General features: G+C 39.7%; 18 protein-coding genes. 15 read left to right on the forward strand and 3 right to left on the reverse strand.

Annotated features, from left to right (window positions below; all coding sequences use genetic code 11):
* Nucleotides 1-46: 46 nt before the first annotated feature.
* The 4 genes from hpt (at nt 47) to GHI45_RS01800 (ending at nt 3435) form a co-directional block, all read left to right on the forward strand.
* On the forward strand, nt 47-589 hold the full coding sequence (hpt, locus tag GHI45_RS01785) for a hypoxanthine phosphoribosyltransferase (RefSeq protein ID WP_147779468.1): 543 nt from the start codon (nt 47-49) through the stop codon (nt 587-589).
* Nucleotides 590-684: 95 nt separating this feature from the next.
* Complete coding sequence (locus GHI45_RS01790) at nt 685-2352, forward strand: formate--tetrahydrofolate ligase (RefSeq protein WP_147779469.1); 1668 nt, start codon at nt 685-687, stop codon at nt 2350-2352.
* A gap of 123 nt (nt 2353-2475) precedes the next feature.
* Complete coding sequence (locus GHI45_RS01795) at nt 2476-3072, forward strand: C40 family peptidase (RefSeq protein WP_147779435.1); 597 nt, start codon at nt 2476-2478, stop codon at nt 3070-3072.
* 138 nt (nt 3073-3210) lie between these two features.
* Nucleotides 3211-3435 carry a DUF4059 family protein gene (locus GHI45_RS01800; RefSeq protein WP_147779436.1) on the forward strand — a complete coding sequence of 75 codons (225 nt, stop codon included), beginning with the start codon at nt 3211-3213 and terminating at the stop codon, nt 3433-3435.
* Nucleotides 3436-3487: 52 nt separating this feature from the next.
* Here GHI45_RS01800 and GHI45_RS11480 read toward each other — a convergent pair whose 3' ends face one another.
* Nucleotides 3488-3619, reverse strand: a complete 132-nt coding sequence (locus GHI45_RS11480) for a hypothetical protein (RefSeq protein ID WP_255471385.1) — start codon at nt 3617-3619, stop codon at nt 3488-3490.
* A 299-nt stretch (nt 3620-3918) separates the two neighbouring features.
* On the opposite strand from GHI45_RS11480, the gene trxB reads away from it, so the two are divergent.
* The 5 genes from trxB (at nt 3919) to GHI45_RS01825 (ending at nt 9568) form a co-directional block, all read left to right on the forward strand.
* On the forward strand, nt 3919-4845 hold the full coding sequence (trxB, locus tag GHI45_RS01805) for a thioredoxin-disulfide reductase (protein WP_147779437.1): 927 nt from the start codon (nt 3919-3921) through the stop codon (nt 4843-4845).
* 119 nt (nt 4846-4964) lie between these two features.
* Complete coding sequence (gene secG, locus GHI45_RS01810; protein ID WP_147779438.1) at nt 4965-5213, forward strand: preprotein translocase subunit SecG; 249 nt, start codon at nt 4965-4967, stop codon at nt 5211-5213.
* 78 nt (nt 5214-5291) lie between these two features.
* Nucleotides 5292-7760, forward strand: coding sequence for a ribonuclease R (gene rnr, locus GHI45_RS01815; RefSeq protein WP_147779439.1), 2469 nt, complete (start codon nt 5292-5294; stop codon nt 7758-7760).
* Nucleotides 7761-7904: 144 nt separating this feature from the next.
* On the forward strand, nt 7905-8495 hold the full coding sequence (locus GHI45_RS01820) for an isochorismatase family protein (protein ID WP_147779440.1): 591 nt from the start codon (nt 7905-7907) through the stop codon (nt 8493-8495).
* 14 nt (nt 8496-8509) lie between these two features.
* Nucleotides 8510-9568 carry an endonuclease/exonuclease/phosphatase family protein gene (locus tag GHI45_RS01825; RefSeq protein ID WP_147779441.1) on the forward strand — a complete coding sequence of 353 codons (1059 nt, stop codon included), beginning with the start codon at nt 8510-8512 and terminating at the stop codon, nt 9566-9568.
* A 20-nt stretch (nt 9569-9588) separates the two neighbouring features.
* On the opposite strand, the gene GHI45_RS01830 is transcribed toward GHI45_RS01825, so the two are convergent.
* Nucleotides 9589-10539, reverse strand: a complete 951-nt coding sequence (locus tag GHI45_RS01830; RefSeq protein ID WP_147779442.1) for a UbiA family prenyltransferase — start codon at nt 10537-10539, stop codon at nt 9589-9591.
* 110 nt (nt 10540-10649) lie between these two features.
* Entirely contained in the window at nt 10650-11213 is a 564-nt protein-coding gene (locus GHI45_RS01835; RefSeq protein WP_147779443.1) for a hypothetical protein, read from the reverse strand.
* 278 nt (nt 11214-11491) lie between these two features.
* Here GHI45_RS01835 and GHI45_RS01840 point away from each other — a divergent pair, with 278 nt between their 5' ends.
* The 6 genes from GHI45_RS01840 (at nt 11492) to dnaK (ending at nt 16880) form a co-directional block, all read left to right on the forward strand.
* Nucleotides 11492-12187 (forward strand): histidine phosphatase family protein, encoded by a 696-nt coding sequence (locus GHI45_RS01840; RefSeq protein ID WP_147779444.1) that lies wholly within the window; start codon nt 11492-11494, stop codon nt 12185-12187.
* Between the two features lie 15 nt (nt 12188-12202).
* The gene (locus GHI45_RS01845) at nt 12203-12628 is read left to right on the forward strand and encodes a hypothetical protein (RefSeq protein ID WP_147779445.1); all 426 of its coding nucleotides are present in this window, start codon (nt 12203-12205) and stop codon (nt 12626-12628) included.
* Between the two features lie 146 nt (nt 12629-12774).
* A complete protein-coding gene (hrcA, locus tag GHI45_RS01850; protein ID WP_147779446.1) occupies nt 12775-13815 on the forward strand; it encodes a heat-inducible transcriptional repressor HrcA in 1041 nt (346 codons plus the stop codon).
* Between the two features lie 46 nt (nt 13816-13861).
* Complete coding sequence (grpE, locus tag GHI45_RS01855) at nt 13862-14413, forward strand: nucleotide exchange factor GrpE (RefSeq protein WP_147779447.1); 552 nt, start codon at nt 13862-13864, stop codon at nt 14411-14413.
* Nucleotides 14410-14901 (forward strand): GNAT family N-acetyltransferase, encoded by a 492-nt coding sequence (locus tag GHI45_RS01860; protein WP_147779448.1) that lies wholly within the window; start codon nt 14410-14412, stop codon nt 14899-14901. Before grpE ends, GHI45_RS01860 begins: the two co-directional genes overlap by 4 nt.
* Before the next feature lie 155 nt (nt 14902-15056).
* Nucleotides 15057-16880 (forward strand): molecular chaperone DnaK, encoded by a 1824-nt coding sequence (dnaK, locus tag GHI45_RS01865; RefSeq protein ID WP_147779449.1) that lies wholly within the window; start codon nt 15057-15059, stop codon nt 16878-16880.
* Nucleotides 16881-17102 lie beyond the last annotated feature (222 nt).

The raw sequence follows: 17102 nt of genomic DNA on the forward strand, positions 1-17102 counted from the left end.
TTAAAATGAAAGGAGAGAACAGGAAAAGAGGCAGGATATGCAGGAAATGCACCCACATTTAAAAGAAATTCTATTTACCAGTGAAGCAATCGATAAGAGAGTCAAGGAACTTGGCGCCCTTATTTCTCATGACTATGCAGGAAAAAATCCTTTGGTTGTCGTAATTTTAAAAGGCTCAATCATGTTTACAGTCGATTTATTGAAGTCCTTAACTATTGATGCGGAAGTTGATTTTATGGACGTTTCCAGCTACGGTGCAGGGTTGCGTTCTTCTGGAGAGGTGCGGATTTTGAAAGATTTATCAACTCTTGCTGAAGGCCGTGATATTTTGATTGCTGAGGACATCATTGACACAGGAAACACATTGCTTTATCTCAAAGGATTGCTTGAAAAGCGCGGTGCAAATTCGGTGAAAATCATTTCATTTTTAGATAAACCAGCAGGTCGGAAGGTTGACATTGAAGCCGATTATGTTGGTTTCGAAGTTCCAGACCAATTTATCGTGGGCTACGGCATTGATTATGCGGAACGCTACCGTCAGTTGCCTTATATTGGTATCTTTAATGAAGCATTTTTAATCAAAGAATAAGAATAAAAAAACAGAGGCGACTCTGTTTTTTCTGAACTTTCTAATTTTATAAAAATTTGATAAAATAGGAAAAGCAGAAAAGAAGTAGGAAAATGATGAAAACAGATATTGAAATTGCACAAGCCACAAACATGGAACCCATTACAAAAATTGCCGAAAAAATCGGTCTCTCATTTGATGAAATCGAACTTTACGGCAAATATAAAGCCAAATTACCACTTGAAATTTTAGAAAAAACAAAAAATGAAACAGATGGAAAATTGGTCCTCGTGACCGCCATTAGCCCTACACCCGCTGGCGAAGGAAAATCTACAGTCACAGTCGGCCTCGCAGATGCCTTCAATCAAATCGGCACCAAGGCAATGGTCGCCTTACGCGAACCCTCGCTTGGACCCGTGATGGGCATGAAAGGTGGGGCTGCTGGCGGAGGTTATGCCCAGATTTTACCAATGGAGGACATCAATCTTCATTTTACCGGAGATATTCATGCCATTACCGCTGCAAATAATGCCATTGCTGCCTTTCTTGATAATTCAATTCATCAAGGCAATCCGCTTCGGATTGATCCCCGTCGTGTGATTTGGAAACGCGTTTTAGACCTGAATGACCGCGCCTTGCGTCACATTACCATTGGTCTTGGTGGCCCAATGAATGGCGTGCCACGTGAAGATGGCTTTGATATTACCGTGGCCAGTGAAATTATGGCGGTTCTTTGTTTGGCAACTTCCTTAGAAGATTTGAAAAATCGAATTTCACGCATTGTCATTGCTGACAGCTATGACCGTCAGCCGATTTGCGTCGGCGATTTGGGCGTTGCGGGTGCCATCACGCTTTTATTGAAAGATGCCTTGAAACCTAATCTGGTTCAGACCATTGAAGGAACGCCAGCGGTTGTTCATGGCGGCCCATTTGCCAATATCGCACATGGTTGTAATTCGGTTTTGGCGACGCAAATGGCACTCAAGTTGTCTGATTTAGTCATCACTGAGGCTGGTTTTGGTGCTGATTTGGGAGGTGAAAAATTCCTAGATATTAAAACCCGTCAGCTCGGACGTACGCCTGACGCCATTGTCATTGTGGCCACGGTTCGTGCGCTGAAAATGCATGGTGGACTGGATAAGAATAATCTTAAAGAAGAAAATATTGAGGCGCTCAAGGCCGGTTTTGTTAATCTGGAGCGACACATCAAAAACATGCAGTCTTATGGCAGACCTGTCATTGTAGCGCTCAATCAATTTGAATCAGATACGCAAGATGAAATTGAAACCTTGTCAGCGCTGACAGAAGCATTGGGAGTTCCAATTTCGCTCTGTCAGGTCTTTGAAAAAGGCGGAAAAGGTGGCGTTGACTTAGCAGAAAAGTTGCTTCCAATGTTACAAAATAATTCTGATTTTCACTATTTATACGCCCTTGAGGACAGTGTTGAAGCCAAAATTGACAAATTGGTAACAAAAGTTTATGGTGGGAGCAAGGTCAATTATAGTGCAAAAGCCCTTCGTCAAATGAGAGAAATAAAAGAAAATCATTGGAATGAGCTTCCAATCTGTATTGCCAAGACTCAATATTCATTTTCAGATAATCCAAAATTATTGGGTGCGCCGGAAGGCTTTGAAGTGACGGTTCGAGAACTGATTCCAAAAATCGGCGCAGGCTTTATTGTGGCTTTGCTGGGTGACATTATGACTATGCCTGGCCTTCCTAAAGCACCTGCTGCATTAAAAATGGACGTTACAAATGAGGGAAAAGTGAGAGGCCTCTTTTAATAGGAAATCATCACAAAGTTACGAAAATATTTTCCTGAATAAAAATTAGTTTACAAAAGATTAAAATATTAAAAGTCAGTAAAACCGTTTGAAATGCGGTTTTTTTATGTTATACTGAAAAGTATGTTAAAGAAAACAATTATCGCAACAGCCCTCGTCGCAAGTTTTGTCACATTTTCAACGACAAAAACGGCAAAAGCTGACCAAATTGAGGTTGACACAACACAACTCAGTGTCTTGTCAGAGCTGACAGAGGTTAACCAATCTCTCGACCTTTTGACAAAGACAATGAACACAACAGTTACAACGCTTGCTAACGAAAAAACAGCACAAGCTAAGGCAGAAGAAGCCAAAGCGCAAGCTGTTAAAAAAGTGAGTGAAGCTGAACAAATCACACAGTATGCCAAGAAGTTTTTGGGTGTTCCTTATGTATGGGGCGGCTCAAGCCCAAGTGGATTTGATTGTTCAGGCTTAACGAGTTATGTTTACCGTCATGTTTTAAATAAAGAAATCGGTAGAACGTCAACCAATCAAATCGCCAATGGCAAGCATGTGGCAACAAGCCAAGCAAAAGTTGGTGATGTCCTCGTCTTTTTAGGCGGTAGTCATGTGGGAATTTATCTTGGCAATGGTCAATTTATCCATGCTCCACAAGCAGGAGAAGTGGTAGCCATCAGCTCATTTGATGAACTCACTCCAGATTATGCACTAGAGTTTTAATGAAAAATAAAATGAAAATAGCCAATGGCTATTTTTTTGTTTTCCGTATAAAATGAACGAAAGAGGAAAAAAAGATAAAAATCTTGTATAATAAAGAGAGAATTTGAAAAAGCTTAGCAAAAAGCGAGGAAATTTAGTATGGTACTCCAACTCTACCTGCAAGGACTGTTGATTTCGTTCTTGTTAATGCTGGTTTTGAGTCTGATATATGCACTGGCATATCTGGTCAGAAATCAAGATAAATCACGGACAGTGATTCGAAATCGAATCTTTGATTTGATTTTAATCAATCTTTTAACGATTCCTGTCTTGAGTTTTGCCTTTTTAGGCATTTTGGTGATTCTTAAAACCCGCGCACTCTAAGAAATCAGCTTATACTAGTTAACCTCTAAAAGTGGCAACTTTTAGTAGATTGCTACGCTGTCCATTGGCTGTAAATCGCTGAAACGATAACGCCAAATGGCAACTGCAAATATACTGCCTTGCGCGAGCCTTTTGCTCTTGTTGCTTTAGCAACTAAGCAAACGGACAAATCTTTTATGCGCAAGAATCGGTTTGCGGTTTGCTCTTGTGACTTTAGTCGCTAGCTACGCATGTCCATTGGCTGTAAATCGCTAAAGCGATAACGCCAAATGGCAAGCAAACGGACAAATCTTTTATGCGTTTATGCAAACTTTGCGATTGCGACTAACGAACTTGTTCGTTTAGAGAGCATCGACAGCGAAGCAATTTCTAAATGATATTTTTAGAAGTTAAACAGTATTAGACAAGCAAATTAGTGGAAAAAACAATTTATAAAGTTTACAATTGTAATTAATAAAAATTAGAAACAAATGAGGGACTCAAGTGACTGAAAAACAATATGATGTAATTATTATTGGTTCTGGACCTGCTGGAATGACAGCTGCCATGTACACCGCTCGCTCAGAAATGAAAACCTTACTTTTGGAACGTGGCGTTCCTGGTGGCCAAATGAACAATACGGCTGAAGTTGAAAATTATCCTGGATATGGGACCATTATGGGTCCTGAATTATCCATGAAAATGGCTGAACCGCTCGAAAATCTTGGCGTGGAAAATGCTTATGGCTTCGTGACTGCTATTGAAGATCACGGGACATACAAGACCGTTGTAACTGAAGATGACCGTTTTGACAGCAAGTCAATCATTATTGCGACAGGGGCAAATCATCGTAAACTCGGTGTACCTGGAGAAGAAGAATTTGGGGCGCGTGGCGTTTCATACTGTGCCGTTTGTGATGGTGCATTTTTCCGCAGCCAAGATATTTTAGTTGTCGGTGGTGGAGATTCAGCAGTTGAAGAAGCGCTCTATTTGACACGTTTTGGTCAAACGGTTACGATTATGCACCGTCGTGATCAACTCCGTGCACAAAAGATTATTCAAGAACGTGCTTTTAAAAATGACAAGATTAAATTTATTTGGGACTCAACCGTTGAAGAAATCAAAGGTGATGACCGTAAAGTTACTTCTGTCGTTTATAAAAATGTCAAAACTGGCGAAACAACAGAAGCAGCATTTGGTGGTGTCTTTATCTATGTTGGTCTTGACCCTGTTGCAGAATTCGCGACAGATCTTGGCATTACTGATGAAGCAGGTTGGGTCATTACTGATGACCACATGAGAACAACACTTCCTGGCGTATTTGCCGTTGGTGATGTTCGTCAAAAAGACTTCCGCCAAATCACAACAGCGGTTGGCGATGGTGCACAAGCTGCCCAAGAAGCATACAAGTATGTTGCTGAATTGGACTAACAAAGAGATAAAATATTAAAAAAAATATGACAAATCTATCAATTCGCCAGGTTTTATGATACAATAGAGTCAACGTATTTTGAGATGAGAAGGGAAGAGCGTAAGCTCTTGATGATAGTATGGAAAAAGTAATATACGATGCACTTATTGTTGTGATGTTGATTGTGTCAGTTTTAATTGTAGTATCTATCTTTATGCAACCATCGAAACAAGATGGTGCGGCAGACGCGTTTTCAGGTGGCTCTGGCGAACTCTTTGAACGAAGAAAAGCTAGAGGATTTGAAGCGATCATGCAACGCTTCACTGCAATCATGATTGGCTTATGGCTCGTGATTGGATTTGTACTGGTTGTCTTATCAACGAAATAAAATACGGGCTGATATAGCCCGTTATTATTTTTTTAAGGAAAAATAATATAAAAAATTAAACTAAAAGTAAGAGGAAAAATGACAATTAAAGAAAAAATTATTGAATTATTAAAAAATCACCCAGAAGACCGCTTTTCAATAGAAGCGTTAGCGCTGGAATTGAAAGTAAAACAAGCAAAAGATTTTAAAGAAATGGTTAAAACACTGGCCATGCTTGACGGTGAAGGGAAACTTCATTTTACAGATGAGGGAAAAATCCAAGCAACGCAAGCACCTAAAAATCAGCCCAAAGCCTTGGTATCTGGAATTTTCCATGCCAATGCGAATGGGTTTGGTTTTGTGACCATTGATGCAGAAGAAGACGATGTCTTTATTGCCAAAGGCAAGACAAAATTTGCACTTGACGGCGATGAAGTTGAGATTGAATTGACCAAAAATGGCAACCCACTGAAAGCACAAAGTGCTGAGGGTCATGTTGTGCAAATCTTGCAACACCAAATTCATCAAGTTGTTGGACTTTACCACCAATTCAGCAAAAAGGAAGCCAAAGAAAAAGGGGGACTCGGTTTTGTCAAATCACGAAACAAAAAGTTACCTTATCAGGTTCTTGTCAGCGCTGACGGCATCAAAGCTGAGGACAAAGCAGTGGTTCGTGTGGAAATCACACAATGCCCGTCTGCTGAATTTCCAGAAACAATGCGTGGGGCCATCACTGAAATTGTTGGTCAAGACACCGACGCTGGCATTGATGTTTTAGAAATCCTTGCCTCAATGGATATTCGTTCAGAATTTCCAAAAGATGTCATTGACGAAGCCAATCGTGTGCCTTCTGAGGTGCTAGACAGTGATGTGGCTGGTCGTGTGGATTATCGGAATGAAATTACCTTTACGATTGATGGCGCAGATGCAAAAGATTTGGACGATGCCGTTCATGCTAAACGCCTTGAAAATGGTAATTTTGAGTTGGGTGTCCATATCGCTGATGTTTCGCATTATGTGACAGAAGGTTCAAGTCTTGACCGCGAAGCATATGAGCGTGCAACGTCAGTATATGTGACCGACCGTGTTGTTCCAATGCTGCCTGAACGCCTGTCAAATGGGATTTGTTCGCTCAATCCAAGAGTCAATCGTTTGACACAATCTTGTGTTATGGAAATCACACCACAAGGAAAAGTCGTTAATTATCAGATTTCACAATCCATGATTAAAACAACGGAACGCATGACTTATGATGATGTCAATTTGATGATTGCAAAAGATCCGTCAGCGCTGACAAAATATGCAGCGATTGCGGAATCTGTTGAAATCATGACCGAATTACACGGCATTCTTGAAAAAATGCGTCAGAAACGTGGTGCTATCAATTTTGATACGGTAGAAGCAAAAATCATCGTTGATGAAAAGGGATTACCTGTTGACATTCGCAAACGCACACGTGGAACAGCAGAACGCATGATTGAGTCCTTTATGCTGGCTGCCAATGAAACAGTTGCGTCTGATTTTGAAAAACGCCAACTGCCTTTCATTTATCGTATTCACGAACATCCCAAAGAAGACCGTTTGCAACGCTTCATCGATTTTGCTTCAACATTTGGCATGAAAATTTCGGGAACTGCACAACACATGACGCAAACGGCCTTGCAAGATTTCTTGAACAAAGCTAAAGGAAAACCGGGCGAAATGGTGCTTTCAACCATGTTGTTGCGTTCAATGCAACAAGCCAAATATTCAGAAAATAATGCTGGTCACTTTGGACTTGCTGCTGACAATTATACCCACTTTACATCGCCTATCCGTCGTTATCCTGACTTGTTGGTTCATCGTCTCATTCGAGTAATGGCGCATCCAACATCAAAAGACATTGAAAAATGGGAAGAACGCATTCCTGAAATGGCTCAACACACCAGCAATCGTGAACGCCGTGCTGTTGATGCTGAGCGTGAAGTTGAAAAAATGAAGAAAGCTGAATTCATGTCAACGCACGTGGACGAAGAATTCGACGCTACTGTCGCTTCAGTGACTCGTTTTGGTATGTTTGTCGAACTTGACAATACTATCGAAGGTTTGGTTCATATTTCGACCATTAAAAATGATTATATGACATATCAAGAACGAAGCTTGACACTGGTTGGTGAACGTTCTGGCAAGGTCTTTCGCATTGGTCAACCGATCAAAGTGAAACTTGTCAGAGCTGACAAGCTGACTGGCGATATTGACTTTGAATATTTGCCAAGTGACTTTGACGTGATTGAAAAAGCAGCCAAATCAAAAGGAAAATCACGCCGCCGCCCCAAATCAGACGACAAGAAAGACAAACAAGACAAACAAGCTCGTCCTGAAAAAGCATCATCAGACAAACGTAAAAAACCAATGGACAAAAAACAAAAGCCATTGAACCAAAAAAAGAAAAATAATCATCAAAAACAAACGACAGACTTCAATCCTAAAAACAAGTCTAAAAAGCCTACTGAGCAAGTGAAAGCTAAATCCAAAGGACAAGCGAAAAAGAAAACGGCTCATCCTTATACCATCAAAACAAGAGGCTAATGTTTCGTCAATAAAATTTTGAGGTTAAGAGCTGACATTTGACCAAAAATAAGTTATGATATTTAGAGATTTAGACGAATTTAATTTTAAAATCGTCCAGATTTTATGAGTAATACAGGATAAAAAATGTGAAAGAAGAAACGCATGTTAGATGCATTAAATCTTAAAAAAACAGCACTCGTCATGATTGATTTACAAAAAGGTATTGCACTTAATCCCCATCTGGCTCCTTATTCAAGCCAAGAAGTGTTGGAGAAAAATCAAAGGCTTGTCAATCATCTGCAAGACACAGAAGCGTTGATTGTCTGCGTTCATGTCGAAAATTATGGCCCAGAACGCTTGCAAGCACTGACAGAAAATGGTCCCTTGTCACAGGCAGATGTACCAGATGATTTTAGTCATTTCATCTTGCCGATTGCTCAAGATAAAGCTGCCAAAAATGTCATTCATGTCAAGAAACACAACTGGGGCGCATTTTATGGTACGGATTTAGATGTGCAACTCAGAAGACGCGGGATTGATACCATTTTGTTGACTGGAGTAGCGACGAGTATTGGATGTGATACTACGGCTAGAGAAGCCTATCAGGCTGATTATCAGGTTATTGCTGTTGAAGATGCCATGACAGACTTTAATGGTGACCTTCATCATGCCATTGTCAAGCATATTTTTGGTCGCTTGGGATTGGTTAGAAAAACGGAAGAAGTGGTTGATTTAATCCATTCATCTATATAAATTTTGGAGAAAAAATGAAAAAGTTTTGGAAAACAACAGCCAAAGTCGTAGGAGGACTGGTTGGCGTATTGCTTTTAGTGGTTGTAGCTTATGTCATTTATGCTTATGCTCAATATCATCGGATACCAGATAATGTCAAACAGACGGTTGACAACAATCAAACAACACAAGTTGAGTTAGGTAAATCTTATAAAATGATGACCTTCAATATTGGCTACGGCTCATATCCACCTAGCTTTAGTTTCTTTATGGACGGCGGGCCAGACGTGCGTGCTTATTCAAAAGCATCGGTAGAATCTGCTATCAATGAAGATATTCGTCTCATCAAGAAGGAAAATCCTGATTTCGGAAATATCCAAGAAATTGACTGGGAAGGCGACCGTTCACGTCAGGTCAATGAACCTCAAATGGTCAGAAATGCACTCCCTGAATACGGGTCAGTGCTGACACAAAATTACGACTCAGCCTATCTCTTTTATCCTGTGACAGATCCGATTGGAAAAGCAAAATCAGGGATTTTAACTTACTCAAAATACGAAATCAACAAGGCAACGCGTTATCAACTGCCGATGGAGACGAATTTTAATAAGTTCTTTGATTTGGATCGTGCCTTTAGTGTGAGTGAGTTACCTATTAAAAATTCGAACAAGAAATTTGTCATCTTTAATACGCATCTTTCAGCCTTTATCAAAGACCAAAAAATTCAACGCAATCAACTTTTGACGCTGTTTAAAGCCATGCAAAAATACGTTGATGCAGGCGATTATGTGATTTGTGGAGCTGATTATAATCATGCTTTGGCAGGAGAGGCACATAACGAACTGACATGGATGAAGACATTTCCGACAGAAGATTTGACCAAGGGCATGCGCGTGGTTGCGCCAACAAATGCACCGACGGTTCGCTCACTTGATCATCCTTATGATCAGAAGTCACCTCAAAATATTTTTGGTATCATTGACGGCTATTTGGTCTCAAGCAATATCAAAGATCTATCAGTAAAAACCATTGACAATGAGTTTAAATCATCCGACCATCAACCCGTCGTGATGAATTTCCAACTGGAAAAATAAAAAGACCGAAAGGTCTTTTTTTAATGCCAAGCGCGAATGAGTATGCCGATGAGAAGCGACAATGCAAGCGAGCCGTTGTATAAGATTAAATTTTCGATTTGATAATGGAAAGTTTCTGATTTGACCTGTTTGGCTAAGAATTTTTTCATGTTGCGGTAGATAAATGGAATGATTAAGACCATCAGCGCTGACGACAAGGGTAAGATGCCAAAGGCAAAAGCAATCAAGATGCAGAGTCCAGGGAAGATATACATGACGGTATATAATTTTAGTGACCATGGCACAGTTAAATAAAAAGGCAAGGTATAACGACCATTTCGAATGTCCTGATCCAAGTCACAGATGTTATCAGATAACATGACGTTGAAGTTCTGGAAGAAACACATCATGCCAACTATGGCAATCGGGATTAAAATCCCCAAATCCCATCTCCAATTCATGACCCAGCCGTCAAAGCTGATGAAAAAATAACCCTTATCAAATGAATTGATGTAAACAGCTAGGAAAAATCCGAAAAAGCCTTCACATAGGCCTGCTAAAATTTCGCCCAAAGGGAAGCGACTGAAAGCAAAAGGCCCAAATGTATAAAAAATGGCAACCAAAAAACAAAGCCCACCGATAGGTAAAATGGCTAAATTGGTTAAGAAAAGCACAATAATCCCAACGATAATGTCAATCCCCAAAAGGATCATACAAATCGTGAAAGCGAGTTTTGGATTGATGTTACGATTGGAAATGATATTTTCGCGCGTTTTATATTCAGGATCTAATGCCTTGTAATAATCCATCAAATTATTCCATGCACTGACGAAAAGATTGATGGCAGCAAGTCCGACCAAAAATAAAAGCGTGGCTAATAAATGAAAACTCTTGAAATACCAAAGCGAAAACATAATTCCAGCAAAAGGCGATAATAAGGCCACCGGCAAAGTTTGAATGCGGGTGAAATTAAGAAAAGTTTTAAAGTTCATGACCAAATTATAACAGATTATATCTGAAAACGCTTGTTTTTACTGGAAATCATAACTGACAACAATTTATTTGACAAAAGAAAAACTTGTCACTACTGACAAGCCCATCATCAAGCGACTTGACGCGTCGCAGCTTTCTTTTCTCTGAAGAGGAAAGAAAATATTTTTTTGACCAAAGGTTGAATGAAGAAAAGTTGTGCAAAAAATGCAAAGGGAAGATTATAACAAATGAGCTTGAGCCAGTTGGCAAGTAAAGTCAAAAAGTTAAAGCCATCTTGATAAGGATAAAAAGACCAGGCCGCAATAAAACTCATGGCAGGACACATCAGACTGACTGTCACAAAAATCATGGTGGTTTGAACTAAAAGCGGGTGCGAACTTTCAGGTTGAGCCAGCTGCATGGTGCGTTTTAAAGCATATTTCCCGACGAAGGCAACTTCTAAAGTAAAGGCGAAAATAATTTCAATGACAATAACTGCCCAAATCGGTAGGAAAGTCCCAAACATATAGAGTCCACCTTGAGCATGAATGGCAGCTAGAACAGAAGAAGTATGCGTGATGGTCATGGCAGAACTGCCATTGATGACATACACGCTGTAGAAAACGAATGCAAGAACGGTGAAAAAGACTGTGATAAAAGTGAAAACGAGTGTTTGAAAATTGTTTTTTGGCAAAATGTCCTCCTAAAGACAGAAAAAAACACGCAGATTTGTTAGCCCGAAAGTCTGTACGGAAAGCATAATCATGTTCCGTTGCAGATTTACGTGCTAAGCACTACGTGTATCCTCATGTGTAAATAAATTTTATTCTCTTATTTTACAGGGATTGTAGCGGATTGTCAAAGAAATGGTTTAGAAATTTTACTCAAAAAAGGAAAAGGCTTTCAAGATGATTACTTTTTTAAGAAATAATTGCTATAATAAAGAGAGAATAAAATGAAGAAGAGGTCATTATGGTTAATATTTATTTAGTGCGACATGGAAAAACAATGTTTAACACGATTGGTCGGGCGCAAGGCTGGTCAGATACACCTTTGACAAAAGAAGGTGAAATTGGTGTCACTGAGCTTGGTCTGGGATTTAAAGCAGAAAGCATTAAATTTGATCGGGCTTATTCGTCTGACTCTGGTCGCACCATTCAAACAATGGGCTTCATCTTGAGTCATTCAGACAATGAAGGCATTCCTTATCAGTACGATAAACGCATTCGCGAATGGTGTTTTGGTAGCTTTGATGGCGGTTATGACGGGGACTTGTTTGACGGTGTTTTACCTCGCATTTTCGTCGAAAAAGGTCAAGACGGCCAGATGAAATCTTATGAGGCAATTGCACAAGCCATTTATGAAGTAGATACGGCAGGCTGGGCAGAGACTTGGGAACAACTTTCAGGTCGTATTTTGACTGGTTTTAACGACATTGCCAAAGAAGCTGAGCGTTTAGACGCAAAAAATATTGTCATTGTCAGTCATGGCATGACCATTGGCACTTTTGTCAAACTGCTTGAGCCTGACCAACCACGTCCAAGAGGACTTGAAAATGGCTCTGTCACGCATTTGACTTATGCTGACGGACACTTTACTGTCGGAAAAGTTGGCGACTTGTCCTACCGTGAAACAGGTCGAAAAATCATGGCAAATCTCCCAAAATAAGATTATAATAAAAGAATGAAATCAAAGTTTAAAAATATATTCAGCCAGTCTTGGCTGATTTTATATGTCAATGTGGCCCTATTTTTTTATGCAGTCAGTGAACTTCTCCATTATTTGATGGTTTATCCCAACTTTTTTTCCAGTTTTTTAAAACAGTTGTTTACCAATCTTTCCTTTATTTACTATAATAATACGCAAAGTTTGACCAACTGGCGTAACCTCGTTTTTATCGCCCTTCTGGTGATTGTGATTGGTCTTTTGGTGAGGTTCTGGCGATTTAGCTTTGTTCTTTTGGAGTGTATCGGCCTTTTTGTCTTGGCGGATTTCGCATTTCTTTATTTTAATAAAACAATCGGTCTTCAAGAGGGATTTATGGTGGCTGTTCTCATTGTTTCCCTCTTAAATATCTGGCAAAACTCCCGTCAATTGGGGCTTTTATAAGAAAATTAGCACTCTAAACAAAAGAGTGCTAATTTTTTGTGCTAATTTGCTTGACAGGCGAAAAAAAAAGCGATATAATAATTTTAGCACTTAAGGAAATAGAGTGCTAATTGAAAAAGAAAATCAATGGAAAGTGAGGGCAGTCATTGATTACAGACCGTCAAAGACAAATATTAAATTTAATTGTCTCACTTTATTCGAAAGAACGAAATCCTATTGGTTCCAAAGCTTTGCTGGATGAAATTCATGCGTCAAGTGCCACCATTCGTAACGATATGAAAACACTTGAAGAATTGGGCTTCATTCAAAAAGAGCATACGTCAAGTGGACGAATTCCAAGTATCTTGGGCTATAAATATTTTGTAGAAAATGTTTTGACCCTTGAGGAATTTAGCCAAAATGACCTTTTTCATGTGATGAAAGCATTTGATGGCGAATTTTATCGGCTGACCGATCTTTTTCAGACCGCAGCAGATACTTTGTCAACGCTGACAGGATTGACAGGCTTTGTCCTAAATATTCCACAACGTGATCAGATGTTAGCGTCCTTTGAGTTGGTCTTATTGGATAGTCACTCCGTCTTGTCAGTGGTGACACTTGGTACAGGCGAAGTTCGAACCAATCAGTTCTCGTTACCTAAAAGCATGACCGAGATGGACTTGCAGACCTTTTCAAAGCTGGTCAAAGACCGGCTGGTTGGAAAAAAAGTATTGGATATTCATTATACTTTACGGACTGAAATTCCTCAAATCGTTCAGCGCTACTTTAAAGTAACGACTGATGTGCTTCAACTTTTCGATACTGTCTTTTCAGATTTGTTTGAAGAACGATTGATTTCTGGTGGGCGTCAAAATCTCTTTGACTACACGACAGAAAATCTCTCTGAACTCTACAAACTTCTAACCAATGATAAACTCATGGTTCAAGAAATTAGAGAAATCACAGACAATGACGAAATGCGGTCAGTCGAATTTAATAAAAAAGATTTTCTCAAAAATTTCACCATTCTCAATCAAAAATTTGTCATTCCTTACAGAGGACTTGGAACTTTGACTTTGATTGGTCCAGTTGAAATGGACTACCGTCAAATTCTTTCAGTACTCGATTTGGTGGCAAAAGTCTTAACCATCAAATTGGCAGATTATTACCGTTATCTTGACGGCAATCACTACGAAATTAGAACATGAGAGAAGATGAAAGATGATAAAAAATCCATTTAAAAAAGGGGGGACTATGTCCGAAGAAATGAAAGAAGAAGTTAAGAACGAAGCTGTTGGCAATGAAGAAGTTGTTGATGTTGCTGAAGATTTAACTGAAGAAGCACTTGAAGGCATTGTTGAAGACGAAGTTTCAGAACTTGTTGAAGCTCAAAATTTGGCAAAAGAATTTGAAGACAAATACCTTCGTGTCAATGCAGAAATGCAAAACATTCAACGCCGTGCCAATGAAGAACGTTTGACTTTGGTCAAATATCGTTCACAAGATTTGGCAAAGAAAATTTTTCCATCGCTTGACAATTTGGAACGTGCGCTTGCCGTTGAAGGATTGACAGAAGATGTCAAAAAAGGACTTGAAATGGTTCAAGAAAGTCTTCTCGCAGGACTTAAAGAAGAAGGAATTGAAGAAGTTGCAACAGAAAACTTCGACCACAACTTCCACATGGCCGTTCAAACTGTCCCAGCTGACGAAGAACATCCCGCTGACAGTATCGTTCAAGTCTTCCAAAAAGGATATCAACTTCACGAACGTTTGCTTCGTCCAGCAATGGTCGTTGTTGCTCAATGATCGAAATTAGCCCGGCCAAAAGCTCAGAGCTGACAGCCATTATGGCCATCGAAAATCAAGGGTTTTCTCCAGCAGAAGCAGCAAGTCCTGCTGCCATGCAAGAAAGAATTGAAAAAATCCCTGACACTTTTCTTGTGGCACATGAGGATGACCAAGTTCTCGGCTACATTGTGGGACCAGCCTATCATGAACGCTATATTGATGATGCCTTGTTTGATCAAGTTGTCCCAAATAAGCCAGAAGATGGCACGCAAACTATTTTAAGTTTAGCAACAGCTCCATTTGCACAAAAAAGAGGCTTTGCAAGCCAATTACTTGAGGCTCTTGAGTATCAAGCAAAAAAAGACAAGCGCCAACTGATCTCATTGACTTGTTTAGAACGTTTGATTCCATTCTATCAGGCACATGGCTATCAGAATGAAGGTGTTGCAGCTTCGACACATGGCGGGGAAACATGGTATAACATGACCCTCGACTTAACAAAATGAAAATAATTTGACCGAAATGTCATTAAACTATGAAAAATAAAAAAACGCGCATAAAAAATTTGTCCGTTTGCATAGTTGCTAAAGCACCAAGAGCAAAAGGCATGAGCGCCAACAGAGATTAATTTCTCAAATAAAAGAAGAAAAGGAAAAATAATATGTCTAAAATTATCGGTATTGACTTAGGTACAACAAACTCAGCAGTTGCAGTTCTTGAAGGAGCTGAATCAAAAATCATCGCAAATCCAGAAGGAAACCGTACAACACCTTCAGTTGTTGCCTTCAAAAATGGCGAAATCATCGTTGGTGATGCAGCAAAACGTCAAGCAGTAACAAATCCAGATACGATTCTTTCAATCAAATCAAAAATGGGTACACCTGCTAAAGTTTCTGCAAACGGAAAAGAATATACACCACAAGAAATCTCTGCAATGATTCTTCAAAACTTGAAAGCGACAGCGGAAGCTTACCTTGGTGAAAAAGTTGACAAAGCAGTTATCACCGTTCCTGCTTACTTCAATGACGCACAACGTCAAGCAACTAAAGACGCAGGTAAAATTGCAGGTCTCGAAGTAGAACGTATCGTCAACGAACCAACAGCCGCAGCGCTTGCTTATGGCCTTGACAAAACAGACAAAGAAGAAAAAATCATGGTTTATGACCTTGGTGGTGGTACATTTGACGTATCAATCCTTGAACTTGGCGATGGTGTCTTCGATGTATTGTCAACTGCTGGTAACAACAAACTCGGTGGGGATAACTTTGACCAAGTCATCATTGACTGGATGGTTGCTGAATTCAAGAAAGAAAACGGCATTGACCTTGCCCAAGATAAAATGGCTTTGCAACGTTTGAAAGATGCTGCTGAAAAAGCGAAGAAAGACCTTTCAGGCGTTTCATCTACAAACATCTCACTTCCATTTATTACAGCTGGTAGCGCAGGACCTCTTCACTTGGAATTGACTTTGACAAAAGCTAAATTCGACGAATTGACACTTTCACTTGTTGAAGCAACACGTCAACCAGTACGTCAAGCGCTTTCTGACGCTGGACTTTCAGCATCAGATCTTGATGAAGTTTTGCTTGTTGGTGGATCAACACGTATCCCAGCTGTTGTTGAACTTGTTCGCAAAGAAACTGGTAAAGAACCTAACAAATCAGTTAACCCTGACGAAGTTGTAGCCATGGGTGCTGCAATTCAAGGTGGTGTCATTACTGGTGACGTTCATGACGTTGTCCTCCTTGACGTAACACCATTGTCACTTGGTATCGAAACAATGGGTGGGGTCTTCACGAAATTGATTGACCGTAACACAACAATCCCAACTTCTAAATCACAAGTCTTTTCAACTGCCGCTGACAATCAACCAGCCGTTGACATTCACGTCCTCCAAGGAGAACGCCCAATGGCAGCAGACAACAAGACTTTAGGACGTTTCCAACTTTCTGATATTCCAGCAGCACCACGCGGAATCCCACAAATCGAAGTAACATTTGACATTGACAAAAATGGTATCGTTTCTGTTAAAGCTAAAGACATGGGAACTCAAAAAGAACAAACCATCGTTATCAAATCTAACTCTGGCTTGTCTGAAGAAGAAATCGAAAAAATGAAACAAGATGCTGAAGCCAATGCTGAAGCAGATGCAAAACGTAAAGAAGAAGTTGACGTTCGTAACAACGCTGATGCCCTTGTTTTCCAAACAGAAAAAACAATGAAAGACCTTGAAGGTAAAGTTGACGAAGCTGAAATCAAGAAAGCTGAAGATGCTAAAGAAGCATTGAAGAAAGCACTTGAAGGCGACGACACTGAAGACATCAAGAAGAAATCAGAAGAACTTTCTGAAATCGCTCAAAACCTTGCTGTTAAACTTTACGAACAAGCAAATGCTGCTCAAGAAGCTGCTGGCGGCGCTGAACAAGCTCAAGATGCTCCAAAAGATGACAATACTTTTGATGGCGACTTCGAAGAAAGCAAATAATAATGAATAAAAGAGTCCTGTCAGTACTGACAGGGCTTTTTTTGTCAAAAAATAGAAGCATATTAAATTGATAAGGCAAGTTTAAAAAAATAAATGGCAAATTGCAAATTTAATCTAGCCACCCTGTAACATCTGAAAAGGTGTCTGATACTTGAACATTTTTCTTGGATAGTGATTCATCCAAGTTTCAATACGAGCGACTTCATTCGAAGTCGTTTTTGT

Origin of the sequence: Lactococcus sp. dk101, assembly GCF_009601055.1 — a bacterium.
Lineage (GTDB): Bacteria > Bacillota > Bacilli > Lactobacillales > Streptococcaceae > Lactococcus.

Coding starts and splice junctions, on each gene's coding strand:
- hpt (WP_147779468.1), top strand. CDS start 47: ATGCACCCACATTTAAAAGAAATTCTATTTACCAGTGAAGCAATCGAT.
- GHI45_RS01790 (WP_147779469.1), top strand. CDS start 685: ATGAAAACAGATATTGAAATTGCACAAGCCACAAACATGGAACCCATT.
- GHI45_RS01795 (WP_147779435.1), top strand. CDS start 2,476: ATGTTAAAGAAAACAATTATCGCAACAGCCCTCGTCGCAAGTTTTGTC.
- GHI45_RS01800 (WP_147779436.1), top strand. CDS start 3,211: ATGGTACTCCAACTCTACCTGCAAGGACTGTTGATTTCGTTCTTGTTA.
- secG (WP_147779438.1), top strand. CDS start 4,965: ATGGAAAAAGTAATATACGATGCACTTATTGTTGTGATGTTGATTGTG.
- rnr (WP_147779439.1), top strand. CDS start 5,292: ATGACAATTAAAGAAAAAATTATTGAATTATTAAAAAATCACCCAGAA.
- GHI45_RS01820 (WP_147779440.1), top strand. CDS start 7,905: ATGTTAGATGCATTAAATCTTAAAAAAACAGCACTCGTCATGATTGAT.
- GHI45_RS01825 (WP_147779441.1), top strand. CDS start 8,510: ATGAAAAAGTTTTGGAAAACAACAGCCAAAGTCGTAGGAGGACTGGTT.
- GHI45_RS01830 (WP_147779442.1), bottom strand. CDS start 10,539: ATGAACTTTAAAACTTTTCTTAATTTCACCCGCATTCAAACTTTGCCG.
- GHI45_RS01840 (WP_147779444.1), top strand. CDS start 11,492: ATGGTTAATATTTATTTAGTGCGACATGGAAAAACAATGTTTAACACG.
- GHI45_RS01845 (WP_147779445.1), top strand. CDS start 12,203: ATGAAATCAAAGTTTAAAAATATATTCAGCCAGTCTTGGCTGATTTTA.
- grpE (WP_147779447.1), top strand. CDS start 13,862: ATGTCCGAAGAAATGAAAGAAGAAGTTAAGAACGAAGCTGTTGGCAAT.
- GHI45_RS01860 (WP_147779448.1), top strand. CDS start 14,410: ATGATCGAAATTAGCCCGGCCAAAAGCTCAGAGCTGACAGCCATTATG.
- dnaK (WP_147779449.1), top strand. CDS start 15,057: ATGTCTAAAATTATCGGTATTGACTTAGGTACAACAAACTCAGCAGTT.